Here is a 20182-nt window from a genome sequence, read left to right as displayed (position 1 = left end):
CGCCGTTGGCATGACATCAAAAAACCACTTGACCTCAACCGCGATAGAGGTCCTAGAAGTACTGTCACCTTGATTTCGCAAGGCTCTTTCATGCTCTTGAGCGAACAGTTGACAAAGGAATACCCCATGGCTTTCCAGCTTCCCGACCTGCCCTATGCCCATGATGCGCTCGCCCCCTCGGGGATGTCCGAGGAGACGCTGAAGTTCCATCATGATCTTCATCACAAAGCCTATGTCGACAATCTCAACAAGGCGATATCAGGGACCGAGTGGGAAAACAGGAACCTCGAAGAGATCGTCCGAGGCACCTATGAGAAGGGTGCGGTGGCACAATCCGGCATATTCAACAACGCCTCCCAGCACTGGAACCACACTCTCTTCTGGGAAATCATGGGGCCTGAGCATCATGCGATGCCCAAGGTGCTGGAAGAGGCGCTGACACAGTCCTTCGGCTCGGTAGCATTGTTCAAGCAGAATTTCGCCCTTGCCGGCGCTTCCCAGTTCGGCTCCGGCTGGGCGTGGCTGGTGGTTGATACCGATGGTTCTCTGCAAATTACCCGCACTGAAAACGGGGTCAATCCACTGTGCTCCGGACAGAAGGCGCTTCTTGGCTGCGATGTGTGGGAACACAGCTATTACATCGATTTCCGCAACAAGCGCCCGGCCTATATCGAGAACTTCCTCGATAATCTGGTGAACTGGCAGGCGGTCGCCGGTCGTCTCTGATCTGATTGAACCAATCTGGCCGGCGCCGCTACCTCGTGCGGCCCGTCGGCTCAGGCGCAGCCGGACAGCCGCCGTCCGGCTGCCATTCCGTTCGAGCACCCAGATGCCCTATGTCGTCACCGAAAACTGCATCGCCTGCAAATACATGGACTGTGTGGACGTCTGCCCGGTCGAATGTTTTTATGAAGGCGAGAACATGCTCGTCATCCATCCCGATCAATGTATCGACTGTGGCATTTGCGAGAGAGAGTGCCCCGCCGCAGCGATCAGGCCAGATACGGAGCCGGGACTGCACGTCTGGCTCGACCTTAACCGCCACTATTCCGGCATCTGGCCGCGCGTGCATCAAAAGAGAGCGCCCCCAGACAATGCCGATATCATGAATGGCGCGGCGGCCAAGTTTTCCATTTTTTCGAAAAATCCGGGAGCGGGCGGTTAGCCCGGCGTCGCATGTCTCATAATCTCAAGCTCATCGATGGCGGTGCGGTCAATCACGCGCATCTTCCGCTTAGAGCCTCCGCTAGGCCGGCCGTCTCACCACGTGAGTTCAAGGACGCGATGAGCGCCCTCGCCTTCATCGTCGCGGTGGCCTCATCCGCCCATGGGGATGAGCGGATCGGACGCACGATCACCTCCTTCATGCCGCTCAGCGCGGAGCCACCGCTTCTGATGATCTCCATCGACGCCAGCAGCCGTATGGTCGACCTCATAGCCGCAAGCCGGCGGTTTTCTGTCGCCGCGCTGTCCAGGGGCCAGGAAGAGATCGCCGACGTTTTCGCGGGGAAGGGAAACCTGCCGGATCGGTTTTCGATCGGCCAGTGGGATTCCTGGCCTTCAGGAAGCCCTCGGCTTGCCGGGGCGCTACTCTCCCTTGATTGCGAGCTCGTCGGCTCCGTTGATGCCGCCGACCACATCCTGTTCGTTGGCGCCATCACCGAATCGATCCCGGATCCCTCACGCAAAGCCCTGCTCTGGAGCGATCGCTCCTATACCGGCAGAGAGACGAGGGGCTAGCGATCCAGGGTTCCTCCCGACGACCTCAGATACACAGCGTCTTTCAGAAGGCTTCAACACCCCACGAAGTGGCGAGAGCCCGGCAGTCAATCATGGGATTTGCAACCTGGTGGAACACAGCCAGCGACGAAATACCTGCCGCGGCAGATTTATGACCGAGTCTTCAGGCATATTACCGTCCGGTCGTCGCTGAACTCGTTGGATGTCGATCCCTTCACGGATGGGAATTCGTCGAGCTTGTGAAAATCCACTGCCTCGACGCGGGCAAATTCCGCCTCCCAATCGGCAATGTCTACACCGGTCGGCAATGACAGATAACCATCGGAGAAGATTTCGAGGCTTGTGACCGTGTCCTTGGCGAGGGTGAGATCGACCAAGCCCTCCCCTATCACCTGCCCACCGTTGATCGACGCGTAACCGAGAACATGGCCTTGCCTGTTTGCATAATGTGGCTGGACACGAATGCCGCCCATCAGGAACTCTTCGACCGCGTCGATGTCGTTTTGCAGGCCGCTTGCGACAGCGGCGGCGGCGACGACGTTTTCGGCCTCCGGCATCGTCATGATACTAGCTTTAACGGCAGCGCGAAGGCCGGAAAATATGGTAGCGCGGGTTTTTGCCTCGGCTGCATCGCCCTCGCCAAGCAACGCGAAAAGCTGTTTGAAAACATGAATTCGCGCCGACGTGCTGACCTTGTCTATCAGCTTGGCGTGCTGCAGCAGGCGGGTACCGTTGATACGCACACCAGAATCCCCGGCCAGAAGCAGGCGAAAACTGTCACCCAGATCTGCGACAATCGCGAGCGTTGTGGATGGTGGATGGCTTGCATTGATGCGCTTCGCCTCGCATTTCAGGAGGTCGCTGATACTTTGAAACAGAGCTGCCGCCTCACAGCTTTGCAAGGTGCCCTTTATGCTCATCTCGGCGACCGCGTTTGCTGCGGCAAGTGCGGCGATACGGCCGGAACTCAGCCCGTCGTAACTCGCTCCGGTCGGATCGGTCGCACCGTCGAAAACAGCCAGAACCCGGCCGGGAAGAAGAACTGCCACGTCGTCCCCCGGCGTTGCGGCGTTCTTGTATTTCGATTGCGAAAAGCTCGCGATATTCATTTTGTTGATTTCCTTGCAGAGGGGAGCGGACGGCGACACGTCGGTCACCGCAGCTATTGTCTTTACTGGGGTGTAAGAGGTCAGACGAAGGAAGCTTCCTTGTCTTCCGAAAGGCGAAAGACGACGAAGACACAGATCCCGGTGCTAACCAATAGTACGGTCGAAAGCGCGGCCGCAGTCCCGAATTCACCGTCGATTACCTGGATGTAGATCAGGACCGGCATGGTAATCGTGCGCGCCGTATAAAGGATCAGCGTCGAGGAAAGTTCGTTGATGGCGGTGATGAAGCTCATCAGCGAACCGATGATGAGGCCTGGCAACATCAATGGCACCGTCACCGACAGGAATGTCTTTGCGGGTGAAGCTCCAAGATTAACCGCCGCCTCCTCGATCGATGGCTTGATCTGCCTGAGGATCGATGTCGTGGATCGGACGCCATAGGGCAGCCGGCGTATGAACACCAGAAGAATGATGATGAGCGCCGTCCCGGTGATATCGAAAGGAGGATATCGGAACGTCGTGACGTAACCGATCGCCATAACGACGCCCGGAATGAGATACGGCACCATCAACAACAGATCGAGCGAGCCGGAAACGGCATTATCGCGCCTAACGACGATAAAGGACAGGAGTCCGGAGACGACCGCGATAAGCACCACTGCGGCCAGTGCGAAGGTAAAGCTGTTGGCGATGGCCTGAGGGGAATCCCTCAAGATGCGAGCATAGCTGTCCAACCCGAAGCCACCGGAAAAGACGGGGCCGTTCGTCGCCAGGAAAGATGTATAGATAACCGTTAGAGAAGGTAGCATGGCAATGAACACTACCAGATAGCAGAAACCGTGAACGATGAATGACTTCAGCGGGCGCATCGACTGCTTAACGGGTCGGTTGGTCAGGGAGCTGGCGTAACGGCGCTTGGCGAGAATGCGCCGTTGGAGAAGAAGCGCTGCCATGGAAATCCCGATCATTACCATTGAAATCGTGACGGCCATGGTCGGCGTGCCCGCCATTTCGGAGGTATATTGCGCATAAGCAATCGTCGACAGCGTCCTGATGCCCTTGCCGAGAATGGCGGGTGTTCCGAAGTCGGCGATGGAAAGCACGAAGCAGATGATCGCACCTGTGCTGACTGCTGGAAAAACAAGGGGCAAGGTGATTTTGCGGAAACGCTCAAACGCCGTGCAGCCGAGGTTTTCCGCCGCATCCTCATAAGACTTGTTGATGGTGTTCAGGGCATTTTCCGTCATCAGGAAGATATAGGGGAAGAACTTCAGGCTGAAGACCATGACGATGCCGGGTATTCCATAAATCGTTGGCAATGAGATGCCGGCAAAAGACAAAAGGTTGGTGACCGCACCGTTGGCACCGAACAGCATGATCCAGGCATAAGCACCGATGAAAGGCGGTGCGCAGAGAACAAGAACTGCAAAGGTCGCGATGAATGTGCGTCCCTTGATGCGATAACGCGACGTGCAAAATGCAAGCGGGATCCCAAGAAGACAGGCACCGAGCATGCCCAGGACGCCGATCAGCAATGTGTTCCAGAGGGCCACGGTGTAAAACCGGCGCGTGAACACCTCCGCGTAGTTGCTGAGCCCGAACGCACCGGTCTTCGCATCAAAAAAGCTGGTGAAAAACACACTGAATATCGGAAGGATCAGGAAAATTGCCAGCAAGATCACGGCAAGCGCCGTGACACTTGTCCAGAAACCCGGCAGCCGCAGGCGGAAACCTCCAGGCGTTGAAGTGGCGGTCATATCCGTCATGACAAGCGCTCCCCCGTCACACCTTCACCGAAAAGCTGAGTATCGGCCGCCCGCCAGGAAAAGGTTGTCTTCTGGTTCGGCTCAAGGGCGATGATCTCTGGTGACGGCTTGGTGATTGCCTCGATCTCTTCACCCGAGGAGAGTACGGCCGCCACGTTCATTTCACGTCCGGTGAAACTGACCTGACGGATGGTCACGGGCAGGTCGATGCGGTCTTGAGCAGAGATCGCGGAAGGACCCACTGAAATCGCCTCGGGGCGGATCGCTGCGACGACCTTCCGTTCCGGTGAAATCGCATCCGCTTGCGGCAGTGCAACCTTGTGGCCTGACAGGAATATCTGCCCGCCCGTGCGATCAAGCGTCAGGAAGTTATTGGCCCCAACGAAAGACGCGACGAAACGGTTAGAGGGATTATTGTAGACTTCCCAGGGTGGCGCAGCCTGCTGAATTACTCCCCCATACATGACGCAAACCAGATCGGACATGGCGAGCGCCTCTTCCTGATCATGGGTAACATAGACCGTCGTGATGTTCATGGCCTGCTGGATTTCACGCAGTTCCCGCCGCAGGTCCACGCGCAGTTTGGCGTCGAGGTTGGATAGCGGCTCGTCCATCAAAAGCACTTTGGGATTAATGACCAGTGCGCGCGCGAGGCCCACACGCTGCTGCTGGCCGCCGGAAAGCTCGTGCGGCATGCGCTTGGCATACGGAGCAAGCTGCACGATATCGAGGATCTTGGCGACTCGTTCGCGGATCTCGGCGGACGATGCCTTACGTTGCTTCAGACCGAAGGCAATATTATCGAACACGGAAATATGCGGAAAAACTGCATAATCCTGAAACACCATCCCGACATCACGCTTATGGGCGGGCACATGCTCAATCGCCTGTCTTTCGATGCTGATGCTGCCACTGTCCTGTTGGTGAAACCCGGCGATCGTGCGCAAAAGGGTGGTCTTTCCACAACCGCTCGGGCCAAGCAGCGTGAAAAATGATCCCGAAGGAATTGAGATGCTGATGTCGGAAAGTGCAACGACATTACGATAGCTTTTCTTGATGCTGTTAATCTCAACGGCGGCCATGTGCTGCTCCAAGATATATCCTGCGCGGCGCGCGACCACGGTGGACGGAATGAAAGAGGGGGAACGGCGCGTGATGCGCCGCCCTATGCTCTTACTGGACGTCGAGAAGTATCTCGTTCCATTTTTCCATCAGGCGCGATCGGTTGTCGGCAGCCCACTTGAAATCGTATTTCGCATCAGGAACATCCGAGAGCGGAATAAGTGCCGCGTTTGCCGGAACATCGGTTCGTACCGACCGACGGCCGGCTTTCACCACGACCTCCTGCGCTTCCTTGGACACGATGAAATCGATGAAAGCCTTGCCGTTCTCGGCGTTCGGCGCACCCTTGACGAGCGCCATACCATCGGGCGCTATTGCCGTGCCTTCTTGTGGGTAGACAATCTCGACCGGAGCGCTGCCTAGCTTGTAACGCAGAGCGGCATCTTCGAGCGTAATGCCTACGGCCTGCTCGCCATCATTGACAAAACGTGGAACGGCGCCGGAAGAGGTGGATAGGACAGAGTTACCAAGGATGCCGGTATAGATCTCCCAGCCCTTCTCCTCACTGTCGAAGTCCTGCAAGACAGTTGCCATCTGGATGTATGCTGAACCAGATTGATCAGCGCGGGCCGAGGAGATCAGGCCCTTATATTCAGGCTTGGCGAGATCGGCCCAGGACGTCGGAACCGGCGCGCCTTTCAAAGCCTCTTTGTTGACAATGAAGGCTGTCACGACAGCTGTGAAAGGCACCCAGTTCGCACTCGGCGAAAAAGCTGTGTTGATCGCGGCCGCTTCGACAGGCTTGTAAGGCTCGAAAAGATCAGCGGAGAAGTCGATGACGGTGCCGTCAACGCTCCAGATCACGTCGCCCGCCGCCTTGCCGCTTTCTGCCTTAATGCGGTTCATCAGCTCGCCGGATCCAGCTTTAACAAGCTCCACCTTGGTGCCGGTCTTCTTTTCAAACATTGGCAACAACTCGTCCATGAGCTGCTGCGGCGCTGCCGAATACACCACGACAGTGCCTTGTGCGTGGGCGAGTGCGGCGCTTGCTAAGAATGCTGCGCCAGTAAAAAGGCGCGCGAAAATAGTGCATGATTGACGCATGAGGATCTCCGTTTTTTGTTCCCTGACAGACGAGGACTTGCGACAGGTTCTTGCTATTTTTGGTGTCGTTGCTCGTTGTCTGATATTTATTTTCTTTACGTAAATTAATAAGTCAAGCGGCGATTGGTTCTAAAATTCCTAAAGGCCCTAGTTCATTGATAAAACGGGGAATTAAGGAAACCCAATTCGCCCCATACTGGCTCGATATGCCTCTGACTCATCGAAATTTGCTGTACAACCGCTTGGTTTGCGCTATTCATCCGGCGTAACGTCTCGCAGGAGAATGGTTTGATCGACCTCGGCTACAATGAGCGGCGACTGCTTGAAATCTTGCGCGGAAAGGGAGGCATGTCGCGTATCGAGCTGGCACGCGAGATGGATGTTTCTGCACCGACCCTAACACGCCTGACCGCAAATCTTCTCGAATCCGGCCTGATCCTCGAGGCGGAGGAAGCTCGCAGTGGCGGCAAGCGCGGCAAACCCTCCACGGCAATTGAAATAAACCCGAATGGACTATTCACTCTGGGGGTCTATTTCAATCCAGACGATCTGCGTGTTTGTATCGCCGATCTGAACGGCACGATCAGGCAGGAAATTCGGTCCGAACTCGAAGGGCACAGTTTCGAACACATCATGGAAATGGCTGAAAGGGCTTCCCGCCAAGTGCTGGAGAAGGCTAAAATAAGAAAGAAGGATGTCTTGGGTTGCGGCATCAGCTTTCCGGGCCACTTCAAGCGCGATCGAGGCCATGTGTTTCGCATCAGGCAGTTCGAGAACTGGCGCGATATAGACGTCGAGAAGGACTTCCAACCCTATTTCGATTTCCCGGTCTTTCATGAAAACGACGGCAACACCGTCATTCTCTCAGAGCTTTATTACGGTGCGGGCCGCAGTATCCGTAACTTTGCGATGATCTGGTTGACATATGGTATCGGCGGCGCCGTCGTGGTGCAGCGTCATCTTTATCGCGGCACGAACGGAAATGCTGGCGAGTTTGGTGGCCTGTTTCCCAAATCACATCCTCGTCCCTCCGGACAGGATCTTTGCGACACGCTCGCCGCCCACGGGGTGGGTGTCCGGCGCTTAAGGGATATTGATGAAAGCTATCGCGACCATCCGGCGGTGGTTACCTGGCTTGAAAGGGCAACGGACCAGCTGCGGGTGTTGGCTCTGACCGTCGCCCGCACGATGGATCCCGGCGCCATCATTTTTGGCGGATCACTGCCCAATTGGATTCTCGACCATATCGTGGAGCGCATCGGGTCGCTGGAAATGCTTGGCGAGGATTTCTTCGTGGAGCCCCCCGAAATACGCAAATCGATGATGAGTGACTTGCCGCATCTCGGTGCAGCCAGCATACCGATCTACCGTGCCACTACGCCCAGCTATTATTCAGGTAGGGCGCTGAAGGGATGGGCTTAGCCGCTGTTAGCCGGTAGCCGTCTGCCCAATAAGAGCCGCCGAAGATCCGCGGCGCCTACTGTGGAGCGAACCTGCCTAATCCGCCCCTCCCTCGCGGTGAACCGGACGGCCCTTATCGCATGACCGGCGACGGCTGGAAAAATCCTGCCTGCTGTCGGCGTCTGTCGCCATTTGCGCGGGCAAAGACGCCCGGAGCGACACCGCTTCTTCTGCGGAAAGCGGTGCTGAATGCACTGACGGATTCATAGCCGATCTCCTCCGCAATATCATCGAGGGACTTCACCCCGCGTATCAGCGCGTCCCTGGCCAGCGCCATCCGCCAGCGAGCCAGATACTCAATCGGCGCGCAGCCTAGCATTTCATTAAATCGTGCTGCGAAGGCCGAACGCGACATGCCCGCGATGCGAGCCAGTTCGGCCACGGTCCAATTCACACGTATATCGGCGTGCATGGCGGACAATGCGCGGGCAAGCCCCGGCAAGCGCATTCCCTTCACCAGTCCTGCAGGAATGGCCTCGTTACCAACATTCGGCCGACGTAGCACTTCAACCAGCAAAACCTCCAGCATGCGCCGTATGATCAAATGCTTGCCCACATCCTCGCGCGCGCACTCCTCCGCCAGCAACTCGATCAGACGCGCCAGCCGGGGTGCTCCACCCTCTCCCGCAGGTACATGGATCAACTCGGGCATCAACGAAAGCAGCAGCGCCGCATTGATCCGCTCGAACGTGAAACTTCCTCCCAGCGCAACAAAATCGGGTTCCCCATGCTGTTCCCCATGCCGCACCGCCTGATCTTGCGGCTCGACCGGAATGCAGTCGACGTCGGTATCGCTGCAAAGCGAGAAGGCGGGCGTGGACGGCAAAAGCAGGAAATCGCCACGCGCCAGCCGCAGAGGTGCCCGGCCATCGATCATAAGCCATGCCGCACCGGCCAGCACGACGGCAAAGCCCGGGGCGTCATAGGCGCGATAACGCACGCCCCATCTGCCCCGTCCGGAAATTGGCTTCGAAACGGCGGCGCCCGGCCGCAAAAGATCGATAATATCGCTGAGAGGATCCATTATCTGGACGATCAATAATAAATTATGGTGTTACGAGCATATATCATCCAGAGCACATCGTCTATCTCCGGTCATATCGAACAATGGAGATTATGATGACCAGAACGATCCTCATCACCGGCACCTCATCGGGCTACGGCAAGGCAACCGCCGAGTTCTTCCTATCACGTGGCTGGAATGTCATTGCGACCATGCGGCGTCCGGATCCCGATCGCCTCGTTGGCAACACCGACCGGTTGCGCGTCCTCCCGCTGGATGTGACGGACGAACAAAGCATCGCAGCCCTGACCGATGCGGCAGGTCCGGTCGATGTGCTGGTGAACAATGCCGGCATCGGTATGGTCGGCGCTTTCGAAGCGACACCCATATCGGCAATCCGCACGATCTTCGAGACCAACAGTTTCGGTGTGATGGCGATGACGCAGGCCATAATCCCGCAGATGCGAAAGCGCAGATCCGGCACCATCATCAACGTAACATCCAGCGCCACGCTCGCCTCTTTCCCGCTCGCCGCCGCCTACACTGCCAGCAAGCAGGCAATCCAGGGCTTCTCCGGCTCGCTCGCGCATGAACTGGATCATTTCAACATCCGGGTGAAGCTGGTGGAACCGGGCTATGCCCCGACCACCCGCTTCACGACAAACGCCATCCTTCCGCTGGAGCAACTGCTGCCGAAAGACTACATGGATTTTGCAGGACCAATCCTTGAAGGCTTCGCCAAACCGGCCATGACGACCAGCGAAGGCGATGTTGCCGACGCGATCTGGAGCGCCGTCCATGACCTATCCGGCCAGCTTCGTTTTCCCGCAGGTGCGCTGTCCCGGGCGAACTGACGACCGATAGCGGCCCGACCGGACATTGCTCGGTTGCGGCGTTTCAGCCGGCTGATATGCAGATGGCAGATGTTTCAACACATCTGCCATCGACTTTACCAGGACGATGGCGACGGCGCTTCGAGACGCTTGCTCATCTTGCCCATGCTCTACCGGTCGCGGCGGGGGCCGTCTTTAGCCAGCCGGTGAAAGCTTCGACCTCATCCGTCTGGATCGCTCCGACGCCGGCCTCGGCGAGAGCGCCCCACACCGCTTCAGGGTCCGCCAGCGCGCGCGTGTCATTGAAATCGAGGCAATGGGCGAGGTCGAGCGTGTTGACCCAGAGACGGATGTTCTGGCGCTCCATCTCGGCACGACCTTCAGCCAGATCGGCTATATCGGTGAATTTCACCTCGATCATCGGCGCACGCAACGCCTCGATACGGCGCAAATCCTCCGCAAACTTGCCCTTCCGCACCGGGAACATCGGCATATGCGGGATCTTGCCGAACCAGTGCGCATCCAGCACCTCGAAACGGGCGGCTTCCGGGTCGACATCGGTCTTCACTAGCACCTGATCCTGAATGCCGAGCCGCAGCACGGTTTCCATGACCTGTGGCAGATCGCGGGCGAATTTGGTGTCGATATTGACGGCGATCCGGCCGCGCGCCTCTTCCAGCAATTCTTCCAGCGTCGGCACGCATTCATCGGTCACCTCGGCCGCATCGCCACCCGCACCGGCCTTCAGTCTTGCAGCGCGGACCACCTCGAAGGGCAGCGCATTCACGACGCCCTTCCCCGTCGTCGTGCGGTCGAGTGTCCCGTCGTGAATGACGACCAGCTGGCCATCGGCCGTCGCCTGCGTGTCGATCTCGATCATCTCTACCCCCGCTGCAACCGCGGCACGGACGGAAGCCAGCGAATTTTCGGCGGTGGCGGTCCAGAAACCGCGATGGGCAATGGTCAGAATGGCCGGATCGTCGCGCGAGCAGAGCGCAAGGACATTGCAGGGGCTGGAGGTATTTCGAGAGGCGGCAAGGGTTTGATGCATGATTTTCACTTTCAGACGTTGTGTTTACCGGCACTGGTTGCCGGTGTCAGACTTTCCCCGTGCCGCGGCCGAGGCGGCTCCTGCGAACCGGTTGTTGACCGTCTGGATTTAATACACTCATAGTGTATTATTTATAACAGGATCCATGAAAAGTTATGTCAGCCACGGTGGTCCGCATTGCAGCCGCCCCGCACAGCCATTATCCAGAGCGATGACCATGGATCAGACCCAGCCCCAGAGTTTCGACCGCCAGCCGCTTGCCAGCGAAAACGAGCGTCTCATTCTGGATATCGTGCGCCGCCAGGGGCCCATTGCCCGCGCGTCGATCACCTGCCAGACGAACCTGACCCAGCAATCCGTGCACCGCCTGATCGAGGGCCTGTTGGAGCGTGGGCTTCTGCGTACCGGCGCACCGATCAAGGGCACACGCGGCCAGCCGAGCCCGACCATCGAACTCGTGCCGGAAGCGGCTTACTCTCTTGGCATTTCCATCAACACCGACTCCCTGGTGATCTGCATCGCCGATTTCCGTTGCGATGTCATTGTCGAGGAAAAGCTGAAGATGCTTCCGGAGGACCGGGAAGAGACGCTCGCGGCCTTGTCGTTGGCGCTCGAACGGCTGCTGGCGGAACATGGCATTCCGCGCGAGCGACTACTTGGTCTCGGTTTTTCCATGTCCGGCTTTTTCGTGTCGGAGGACCGCGCCTTCAACGCGCCTGAACCTCTTCGCGACTGGTCGCTGATGGACCTGAAGCCTATCCTTGAGAAACAGTTCCAACTGCCTGTCTGGCTGGAGAACAACGCCACCACGGGCGCGATCGGCGAAAGCCTTCGGGGTGTCGGCTCCTGGTGTCAGACCTTCGCCTATCTGTCCTTCAATTACGGCTTCGGCGGCGGCTTGATCCTCGGCGGGCAACCGTTCCAGGGCTTCCATGGCAATGCCGGCGAATTCAGCGGCATATACAGCCCGGATGAAGCGCCCAAACGGCCGGCCCTGCAATATCTGATCGCCACCCTGCAGAAAAATGGTGTCGACATTCATTCGATCGAACCGCTGTATCAGCAGTTCGACCCCACATGGCCGGGCGTTGAGGAATGGCTGAACGAGACCATGCCGCAGGTGGACAGGCTAGTAGCGAGCCTGATCGCGGTTCTCGATCCGCAGGCCATCGTCTTCGGCGGACAATTGCCGCGCGCACTTGGCCAGATGATGATCGAGCGCACGCACATGCCTTCCCAGCGCGAACACCGTTATGGCGTCGGACCGAAGGAGGCCAAGCTGGTTCTCAGCGAAACAAAGGGCGATCCATCCGCCATAGGTGCGGCGCTGCTGCCGCTCAGGGTGCGCTATTTCCTGTAACTCAGCCCAAGCGGCCTGATGTAATCCCGCAACAATCATAACGGAAACGTGAGCCTGATTTCGCCCCCGGTTTTTTACTGGTTGGCAGCTTGCATCCGAGGGCGATAAATATGATTGCAACTATCATGTTTATGACATGACGCAGCATATCCTGTTGCTTCATGCGTCAAGCCAGTACGCCACCGGGTCGATTGATGAGCAAAGCTCTGTTACAGGTTCTCGATGCCGACGAGGAAAGCCGCCTGATGCGGTTTTTCCGCCGGCGCCTGCAGAACCGGGAAGACGCTGCCGACGCCATGCAGGAAACCGTGCTGCGGGCGCTGGAGGTTTCTCATGCCACGCTGATCGACAATCCACAGGCCTATCTCTTCCAGATCGCCCGGTCCGTCGCCCGCCTGACAGCCATTCGCCAGTCGCGAGAGCGGCCATTATTCGCACCCTACGAAGCGGGTTTTGCCGTTGCCTGCGAAGAGCCGGGGCAGGAGCGGATCGTCGCCGGGCGGCAGCACCTTATTTTAATGGCACGGGCCATCGAGGCCCTGCCCAAGCGTTGCCAGCAGGTCTTCGTGCTCAGCCGCCTGCATGGCCACTCCAACGGCGAAATCGCCGCCCGTCTCGGCATTTCCCGCAATATGGTGGAAAAACACATCATCAAGGCGCTGCTGCACTGCCGTCAGGTCCGCGCGCAAATAAAAATGTAGACCGTCATCAGGTGTTCGCATCCTTTTTCACTCTATAAGGGAAAGGGGACACATCTCAGCACGCAACGAACGGCAGATCAGGACATGAACAAGCGCCCGGACGGTCTGAAGGATAAAGGCTTGATCGATGACGGTCTGGCCGAAGAGGCCGCGCTTTGGGTGGCGCGCATGCAATCGGCAGATGCGACGGAGGCGGAGCGCGAGGCGTTTCATGTCTGGCTGCGGGCCGATGCCGCCCATGCCAGCGCCTATGAGGACATGCAGAGCCTCTGGGGCGAGCTTGGCGATATAGAGCTTGCGCCGGTTGAACAGCGAAAACGGCGCGGACCTCGCCGGGCAATGCTGGCGGGTGTTGCCGGTCTCTGCCTCATCGGGCTTGCAGCGCTGGTTGCGGAGAAAAGCGGATTGAAGGACCGCTGGCAGGCGGATTTTTACACCGAAATCGGCGAAACACGCCTGCTTTCACTCGAAGACGGCAGCCGCATCAGCCTGAACACCGATACCGCGATTTCGGTTCATTATTCGCAAAAGGAACGGCGCATCACCCTTCTTCGCGGCGAAGCCTATTTCGATGTCGCCAAAAACCCGGAGCGGCCCTTCATCGTCGAGGATGGAGCGCTGACGGCAAAAGCGCTCGGTACCCATTATTCGGTGCGCACCGGCAATGGCGCGCTGCCGCAGGAGGTGCAGGTGGAGGAAGGCCGGGTGGAGGTGACCACAGGCGCCGAGATCGCCGTACTCACGCCCGGAGAGGCCGTGACCCTTGGCGGCGACGGCCGGCTGATGCGCGCCCGCAAGGATGTCGCCAAAAGCATGGCCTGGCGCGAAGGCAAGCTCGTCTTCTCTGGCCAGCCGCTGCGCGAGGTTCTCGATATTCTCTCGCAATATCGCCGGGGCCGCATCGTCATCCTCGATGAGGCGGCGGCGAGGCAGCACGTCTCCGGCATCTTCGATCTCAAGGACACAGATCAGGCCCTCACCATTCTCGAAGAGAGCCTTCCCGTTTCGGTATCGCGGCTTTCCGGAATGCTGGTTTTCGTCCGCTCGCGATAAAGTAACTTTTTTCGCAGATCCGACGTCAGGAGTCGGTCCGCCTTTTCACTCTAGGCAATCAGGACCCGTTTCAGCGGGGGGGCATGAGATCACGAGTGAGAGGGAATGACATGAAATTGGGTAAGCAGGCACGCGGCTGGTTCTGGCTGACGACGACGGCGATTATCGGGGGCATCGTCTCGGCAGGTCCGGGCGCCACGACCGCCAGCGCGCAGACACCGCCCGCCGCAAGCGGCGCACCCGCCACCGTCACCGTCTCCATTCCCGCAGGGCCGCTGGAAAACGCCATTCTCAGCTTCGGCCGCCAGGCCAATCTGCGCATGGTCTACCCCTCCGCGATCACAGGGGTCGCAGCACGGTCGGCGTCAAGGGCACGCTCAGCGTATCGGCGGCAGTCAGCGGGCTTCTGGCCGGATCGGGACTGAACTATGCATTGGCCGGCGGCAATACCGTCCGCATTTTCGATCCCGCCAGCCAGACCGCCGAAAGCGGCGGTTCGGCTGCCGCCGGCAGCACCCTGCTTGCGCCGATCACCGTGCAGGGCACCGGCCTTGAAGGCGCCAGGGGCATCATCGAGAGCGATGGCTATGTCGGCAAATCCGGCCGCACCGCCACCAAGACCGATACGCCGGTTGCCGAAACCGCCCAGTCGATCACCACCGTCAGCCGCAAGCAGCTTGACGACCTGAAGCCGCAGAACCTCTCGGAAGCGCTGAACTACACGCCCGGCGCGCGCATCGGCCAATATGGCGCGGAGCCGCGTTTCGACGCCTTCAAGGTGCGCGGCACCGATCTCAGCACCACCGGCATCTTCCGCGACGGCCTGCGGCAGGTCAGCAGCCAGAACGGCAGTGCCCGGCTCGAGCCCTATGGCGTGGAAGCTGTTTCCATCCTGCGCGGTCCCGCCGCCTCCATCTATGGTGCAAGCAGCTCCGGCGGCATTGTCGATATCATCTCGAAACGCCCGACCGAAGAGACGCTGCGCGAGGTGGAGCTGCAATATGGCTCCTTCGGCCGCGTGCAGGGCGCTTTCGATCTTTCCGGCGCCGTCGATGACGAGAAGACCATGCTTTACCGCCTGACCGGGGTGGCCCGCGACGGCCGTAACGAGATCAGCGCCATCAAGGACGACCGGCTGTTCATCGCGCCGGCCTTCACCTTCCAGCCGGATGCCGGCACCAAGCTGACGTTGCTCGGCGAATATATGGACAGCACCACCGGCGGCACCTGGGGATACATCAACAATTACGGCAGCGACGGCAAGTCGATCGGCGCGACGCCGGTTTATGGCGGCGATTCCCGTTTTAATGATTTCGAGCAGAAACAATGGCGTATCGGCTATGAGTTCGAGCATGAAATCAACGACAACGTCACCTTCTACAGCAAGGCGCGTTATTCGGCCCTTTCGGCCGACCAGCAATGGGTCTTCGCCAACTATCCCGGCATCACCATCGAGGACAATAAAGGCGTCTCCGCCGACAATTACTTGAAGACAGAATTCGACACAGGCCCGGCGAAACATACGCTGCTGACCGGTATCGACTTCAGCCACATGTCCTACACCTCAAAACAGGGCAGCGGCGCCAGCCCCTTCACCGACACCTTCACCTATGTGCCTGATGTGTCGCTGATACTGAAGCAGAGGATGAACACGCTCGGCATCTATGCGCAGGATCAGGTCGAAATCGACCGCTGGCGCCTGACGGCCGGCATTCGTCACGACTGGCTGGACACCGAATATCAGGCCCAGACCGTCGGAGACGCAGCGGCTCCCATCTATGATGGCGATGAAACCAAGACGACCGGCCGCGCCAGCCTCGGTTATGTCTTTGACAGCGGCGTGATGCCCTATATCAGCTACGGCACCTCCTTCGTCGCCAATCCGGGCGTCATCATCACCACGGGAACGGTAACGGGACAGGCGCAGCCAACGCTCGGCAAGCAATATGAGCTCGGCATGAAATATGCCCTGCCGCAATATAACGCCCTGCTGAGCGCCGCCTTCTTCAATCTCGATCAGGACAATGCGACGGTCTATGAGACCTCGTCCGGCATCAACCTGCTGCGCCAGCTCGACCTGCGCTCGCGCGGCGTGGAACTCGAAGCCACGGCCTCGCTCGACAATGGCTGGAGCCTCATCGGCTCCTATTCCTATAACGACGTTGAAATTACCAAACTGACGTCGGAAACGGTGGGCAAGCAGCTCAATTCCTCGCCCTATCACACCTTCTCGCTGTGGGCCGATTACGAGTTCCAGAGCGGTGCGCTCGAAGGCCTCGGCATCGGCGCGGGCGTTCGTTACGTCGGATCGAGCTTCGGCGACAACCAGCACACCCCCATTCTTGACAATGAGGCCCGCACCTTCGTCGACGCCTCGCTGCGCTACGATCTCGGCAAGGCCCTGCCCTCGCTGGAAGGCGTGAAATTGCAGATCAACGCCACCAACCTTCTCGACGAGGTGAAACAGGTCTGCACCACAGGCTTCTGCTATTATGACGAAGGCCGCAAGGTCGTCGGCAGCATCCGGTATCGCTTCTGATGCTGCAGCAGAACCCTGCCACAACCAAGCCGTCGCCGGCCGCCGTCTTCGTGGCGGTCGGCGGGCTTTATGTCGGCCAGAGCGTGATTGGCGGGCTGACCTTTCTCGGCCTGCCGGCGGTGCTCAGAACCGCCGGACTGCCGCTGGACCAGATCGGCCTTCTTTATCTCGTCGTTCTGCCCTGGGCGCTGAAATTCCTCTGGTCACCGCATGTGGAGCGTTACCGGCTGCCGCCCGTTGGCAGGAACCGGTCGCGAGTGATCGTCGGCACGGGCATCGCCGCCTGCGCCTGCGGCCTCGCTGTTCTTGCTTTCACCGGCCCGTCGCCGGTTTCCGTCGCAATCGCCATCCTGTCGGTAATCGGGCTGGTGACGGCGACAGTCGACATCGCCTGCGACGGCTATGCGGTCGAAACGCTGGCGGAAGAGCATCATGGATGGGGCAACGCCGCACAGGTAGGCGGCTCCTATCTCGGCTCCGCCATCGGCGCCGGCCTGTTTCTGGTGCTGGTGGACCGCGCCGGCTGGACGAGCGCCACGCTGGTCATGGCCGGGCTGGTCATCCTGCTCGCGCTCCCCTTCCTGCTCGGCCCGGCGGCAAGAACGGTCCCGCAAACACGGGACCACCTGCCATCGATCAAAAACGCGCTCAAGCGACGGGAAGTCCGCACCGGCCTTCTCGTAGCGGCCGTTTATGTCGCGGCGCAGAAATGGGGTCTGGCAATGCTCGGCCCGTTCCTGGTCGATTACGGTTTCGATCTCGCCACCATCGGCGCACTGAATGGCGTGGGCAGCATGATCGTCGGTTTCGCCGGCGCGCTGCTCGGCGGAACGCTGGTACGCCTCTACGGGGCGTCACGAATCCTGCTCATCGCCATCTTCGTGCAGACTGCGCTGTTGTGCCTTTTCGCCTATTTCAGCGTTCATCGCGATATTTCGCAATGGGTCGTCATGGCGGTTGCGGTGGCTAGCTCGTCGGGCATCATGTCCATCGGCTTCGTCGCGCTTTACGCCTGCTTCATGGGCTGGTCCGACCCCCGGCAGGCCGGGGTCGATTTCACCCTGTTCCAGTGCATGGATGGCGTTGTCGGCATGATTGGCGGGCTGGGCGCAGGCGCGATTGCCGAAAAATTCGGCTATCAAGCCTCCTTCATCATTGCCGCCATCGTTTCGGTGCTCGCCGCACCGGTCATCTTCCTGCTGATGCGACGGCAGAACTCTTGAACCGAAGCCCCGGGCGCGGCGGCTTAAGCCGCGCCAGGCAGGCCTCTTGCATCGGCCTATTCGACCACCACTGACAGGTCCGAACCGGTATAGACCGGCCGCACCTTCACGTTGCCCGCATCTATCGTGGCGAATGTCCCGGTCAGGCCGTTGGCGGAGATGACGTCGAGCCGCGTGCCGGCGGCCGACGCGCCGCCTTCGAAAGCGAGCTTCAGCGTCGCGCCGTCTAGCACCACATTGCCTTTGACGCGCAGAGCAATCTTTTGCGGATCAAGCGCCAGCGTGCCGCCGGACTGCGTATAATCACCGCCGATGGCGACATCCTTGCCTGCGGCAAGCGAGAGCGTGCCGCCCGTGACCAGCACGCCACCGGTTCCAAGCGCATCGGCGGAAGACGCAACCAAGGTTCCGTTCCTGACAATGGTGCCGCCGCCATAGCTGTTGTTGCCGCTGAGCGTCAGCGCCCCACTGCCGGATTTGACGAGACGCCCTGCCCCGGCAATATCATTCGTCCAGCGGTCTGCCGCATTGAAGCCACCGACCGCAGCGTCCATCGTCACCTCGACGTCGCCGTCAAATGCGCCATAACCACCGGCAGCGGCCACCAGATTGATGCGTCCCCAGCCGTTGCTGTCATCGAGCAGCGGATAACCCGCCTCGATGCCGGTGGAAAACAGCACGGCGCGACGTTGTGCGGCATTAAGATAAGGCAGGCGTGTTTCGAGCAGAACCTCGGCGCCCTTCGGCACCACCATGGGTGCATGGCCCCCAGCCGTGTTGCGGCTGAAGGAATAGGTCATGCGCCGGCGATAATCGGCCTGGTTTTTCGCCGCATCGGCATAGGGGTCGCTTTCCAGACCCGCGCTATGGGCGAACTGGATCAGAGACTGGCCCTGCGGCAGGCGTTTTACGAAATAGGCCTGCAGGTCGTAATGCGCCGCCTTTTTGACCTCTGCGTTCTTTGGATCCTGCAAGACGGCAGCGGCGATCGCAGTTGCCGTTATGCGGCCACCGATCACATCGACGGGGGAATGCATGCCGGCGACGATGCGGCTTTCGCCCAGTTGCGAAGCCGCCGTCAGCAACTCGGAAAAACGCTCCGGCACGGCATAAGCATAGGCAATCGCGGCAAGATAGGCGGCATTGGTGTGGCCGCTTGGAAAGCCGCCATCCTTGCCACGGCCGCGATTTTCGCGCGCATATTTCAGCGCCGGGACAACAATGCCGGCACTGGATTCGTAGCCTTCGAAGGTACGATCGCCGATGGTCTCGGTCCCCTTGTCGACGACCTCACCCTTATCGTTCATCCGCCACGGGCGCGGCGAGGAATAAAAGTATTTCGCGGGCGATGTCGTGGCTTCCGGTCCGCGGATCGCCTTCATCAAGGCCACGACGCTCTTTAACTCGGATTCGGCCGTTCCGGCTTCCGTACCCTTGTCCTCCTCCTTGCGGGTAATCACCTCGTTCGGATCGAAGTCTGCAAGTGTATGGTTGATCGTGGTGGTCGCACCCGACCCCTCACGATACCAATCGGCAAGCGGTCCCATGCCGTTGATCACGCTGTAGCTCTGCGAGCGCCGATCATTCATGTAGGCATTGAAAGCGGCGGCGGTCGTGCGGTTTTCCCCGGTCACAGACAGCACATAGCGCATGTTTTCCTGCCAGATCGCGGGATTAACGGCCTTCGCACGGCTAAAATCCGTCGGACCATCGCCGTTGGCGCCACCAGCGGCCCATTTCTCATCGCCAAGCGTCCAGATCCGGTTGAAGCCTGAGAGGATTTTGATGACGGGATTGTCATGGTCGTCATAGGCACGGACATCCTCGCCCTTCTCATTCTTGCCCGTCTGGTTGCGATAATTATCGGCAAGCGGCAGCGGGTAGGCCGCAGTCGGCTCCGTCACGGCGATGGCATAGCCCTGACCAGCCGGTGCCTTGCTATCGAATGCTTCGGCGCTCGAAACGAGCACCAGCAACGCAACGGAGGCAAGCAGTGCCGAGCGTGCGGAGGGAATGGACGACATCTTCAATTTGGGCATGATGAATCCTGTGATTTGACGCGTGACGAAAGGGGAGCGCGCAAAGCCTCGGCGCGCCGTCAGCTTTAAGCCGGGCGTATGGCAGTTTTTTTTCGGCATGCTGATTAAGATAGATCGCATGTGAAAGAGCGGCCGGCA

At 59.3% G+C, this 20182-nt stretch carries 16 protein-coding genes and 1 pseudogene; 10 read left to right on the top strand and 7 right to left on the bottom strand.

Annotated features, from left to right (window positions below):
- Positions 1–126 precede the first annotated feature (126 nt).
- The 3 genes from QE453_RS07935 (at position 127) to QE453_RS07925 (ending at position 1740) form a co-directional block, all read left to right on the top strand.
- Positions 127–726 (top strand): superoxide dismutase, encoded by a 600-nt coding sequence (locus tag QE453_RS07935; RefSeq protein ID WP_004438975.1) that lies wholly within the window; start codon positions 127–129, stop codon positions 724–726.
- A 103-nt stretch (positions 727–829) separates the two neighbouring features.
- On the top strand, positions 830–1165 hold the full coding sequence (gene fdxA, locus QE453_RS07930) for a ferredoxin FdxA (RefSeq protein ID WP_004438973.1): 336 nt from the start codon (positions 830–832) through the stop codon (positions 1163–1165).
- Between the two features lie 11 nt (positions 1166–1176).
- On the top strand, positions 1177–1740 hold the full coding sequence (locus QE453_RS07925; protein ID WP_135856324.1) for a flavin reductase family protein: 564 nt from the start codon (positions 1177–1179) through the stop codon (positions 1738–1740).
- 149 nt (positions 1741–1889) lie between these two features.
- Here QE453_RS07925 and QE453_RS07920 read toward each other — a convergent pair whose 3' ends face one another.
- The 4 genes from QE453_RS07920 to QE453_RS07905 form a co-directional block, all read right to left on the bottom strand.
- Positions 1890–2849: a hypothetical protein gene (locus tag QE453_RS07920; RefSeq protein WP_136883408.1), complete on the bottom strand. Its 960-nt coding sequence runs from the start codon at positions 2847–2849 to the stop codon at positions 1890–1892.
- An 80-nt stretch (positions 2850–2929) separates the two neighbouring features.
- On the bottom strand, positions 2930–4615 hold the full coding sequence (locus QE453_RS07915; protein ID WP_309776681.1) for an iron ABC transporter permease: 1686 nt from the start codon (positions 4613–4615) through the stop codon (positions 2930–2932).
- Positions 4612–5697 carry an ABC transporter ATP-binding protein gene (locus QE453_RS07910; protein WP_045534429.1) on the bottom strand — a complete coding sequence of 362 codons (1086 nt, stop codon included), beginning with the start codon at positions 5695–5697 and terminating at the stop codon, positions 4612–4614. The genes QE453_RS07915 and QE453_RS07910 overlap by 4 nt, the downstream gene beginning before the upstream one ends.
- A 91-nt stretch (positions 5698–5788) precedes the next feature.
- Positions 5789–6781 carry an ABC transporter substrate-binding protein gene (locus tag QE453_RS07905; RefSeq protein ID WP_309776679.1) on the bottom strand — a complete coding sequence of 331 codons (993 nt, stop codon included), beginning with the start codon at positions 6779–6781 and terminating at the stop codon, positions 5789–5791.
- A 288-nt stretch (positions 6782–7069) separates the two neighbouring features.
- Between QE453_RS07905 and QE453_RS07900 the strand changes: the two genes are divergently transcribed.
- Positions 7070–8203, top strand: coding sequence for an ROK family transcriptional regulator (locus tag QE453_RS07900; RefSeq protein ID WP_044459921.1), 1134 nt, complete (start codon positions 7070–7072; stop codon positions 8201–8203).
- Positions 8204–8315: 112 nt separating this feature from the next.
- On the opposite strand, the gene QE453_RS07895 is transcribed toward QE453_RS07900, so the two are convergent.
- On the bottom strand, positions 8316–9266 hold the full coding sequence (locus QE453_RS07895; protein ID WP_309776677.1) for an AraC family transcriptional regulator: 951 nt from the start codon (positions 9264–9266) through the stop codon (positions 8316–8318).
- A 95-nt stretch (positions 9267–9361) separates the two neighbouring features.
- Between QE453_RS07895 and QE453_RS07890 the strand changes: the two genes are divergently transcribed.
- Positions 9362–10099 carry an SDR family oxidoreductase gene (locus tag QE453_RS07890; protein ID WP_309776676.1) on the top strand — a complete coding sequence of 246 codons (738 nt, stop codon included), beginning with the start codon at positions 9362–9364 and terminating at the stop codon, positions 10097–10099.
- A gap of 133 nt (positions 10100–10232) precedes the next feature.
- On the opposite strand, the gene QE453_RS07885 is transcribed toward QE453_RS07890, so the two are convergent.
- Complete coding sequence (locus tag QE453_RS07885; protein WP_309776675.1) at positions 10233–11129, bottom strand: glycerophosphodiester phosphodiesterase family protein; 897 nt, start codon at positions 11127–11129, stop codon at positions 10233–10235.
- A 211-nt stretch (positions 11130–11340) separates the two neighbouring features.
- Here QE453_RS07885 and QE453_RS07880 point away from each other — a divergent pair, with 211 nt between their 5' ends.
- From QE453_RS07880 to QE453_RS07860, 5 genes and pseudogenes are all read left to right on the top strand, one after another.
- Complete coding sequence (locus QE453_RS07880; protein ID WP_309776935.1) at positions 11341–12489, top strand: ROK family protein; 1149 nt, start codon at positions 11341–11343, stop codon at positions 12487–12489.
- A 194-nt stretch (positions 12490–12683) separates the two neighbouring features.
- Positions 12684–13190, top strand: a complete 507-nt coding sequence (locus QE453_RS07875) for a sigma-70 family RNA polymerase sigma factor (RefSeq protein ID WP_006697272.1) — start codon at positions 12684–12686, stop codon at positions 13188–13190.
- Positions 13191–13274: 84 nt separating this feature from the next.
- On the top strand, positions 13275–14243 hold the full coding sequence (locus QE453_RS07870) for a FecR family protein (RefSeq protein ID WP_309776674.1): 969 nt from the start codon (positions 13275–13277) through the stop codon (positions 14241–14243).
- A gap of 110 nt (positions 14244–14353) precedes the next feature.
- Positions 14354–16782 (top strand): annotated as a pseudogene (locus tag QE453_RS07865) (TonB-dependent siderophore receptor).
- The gene (locus QE453_RS07860; protein WP_113381860.1) at positions 16782–18005 is read left to right on the top strand and encodes an MFS transporter; all 1224 of its coding nucleotides are present in this window, start codon (positions 16782–16784) and stop codon (positions 18003–18005) included. The pseudogene QE453_RS07865 and the gene QE453_RS07860 overlap by 1 nt, the downstream one beginning before the upstream one ends.
- A gap of 56 nt (positions 18006–18061) precedes the next feature.
- Here QE453_RS07860 and QE453_RS07855 read toward each other — a convergent pair whose 3' ends face one another.
- The gene (locus QE453_RS07855) at positions 18062–20044 is read right to left on the bottom strand and encodes a phosphatase PAP2 family protein (RefSeq protein ID WP_309776673.1); all 1983 of its coding nucleotides are present in this window, start codon (positions 20042–20044) and stop codon (positions 18062–18064) included.
- Between the last annotated feature and the right edge of the window lie 138 nt (positions 20045–20182).

The sequence above is a fragment of the Agrobacterium sp. SORGH_AS_0440 genome (assembly GCF_031453135.1).
In the GTDB taxonomy this organism is placed as follows: domain Bacteria; phylum Pseudomonadota; class Alphaproteobacteria; order Rhizobiales; family Rhizobiaceae; genus Agrobacterium; species Agrobacterium pusense.
The sequence above is the reverse complement of the archived record's forward strand: the minus strand, read 5'-3'. Positions and strand labels throughout refer to the sequence as shown.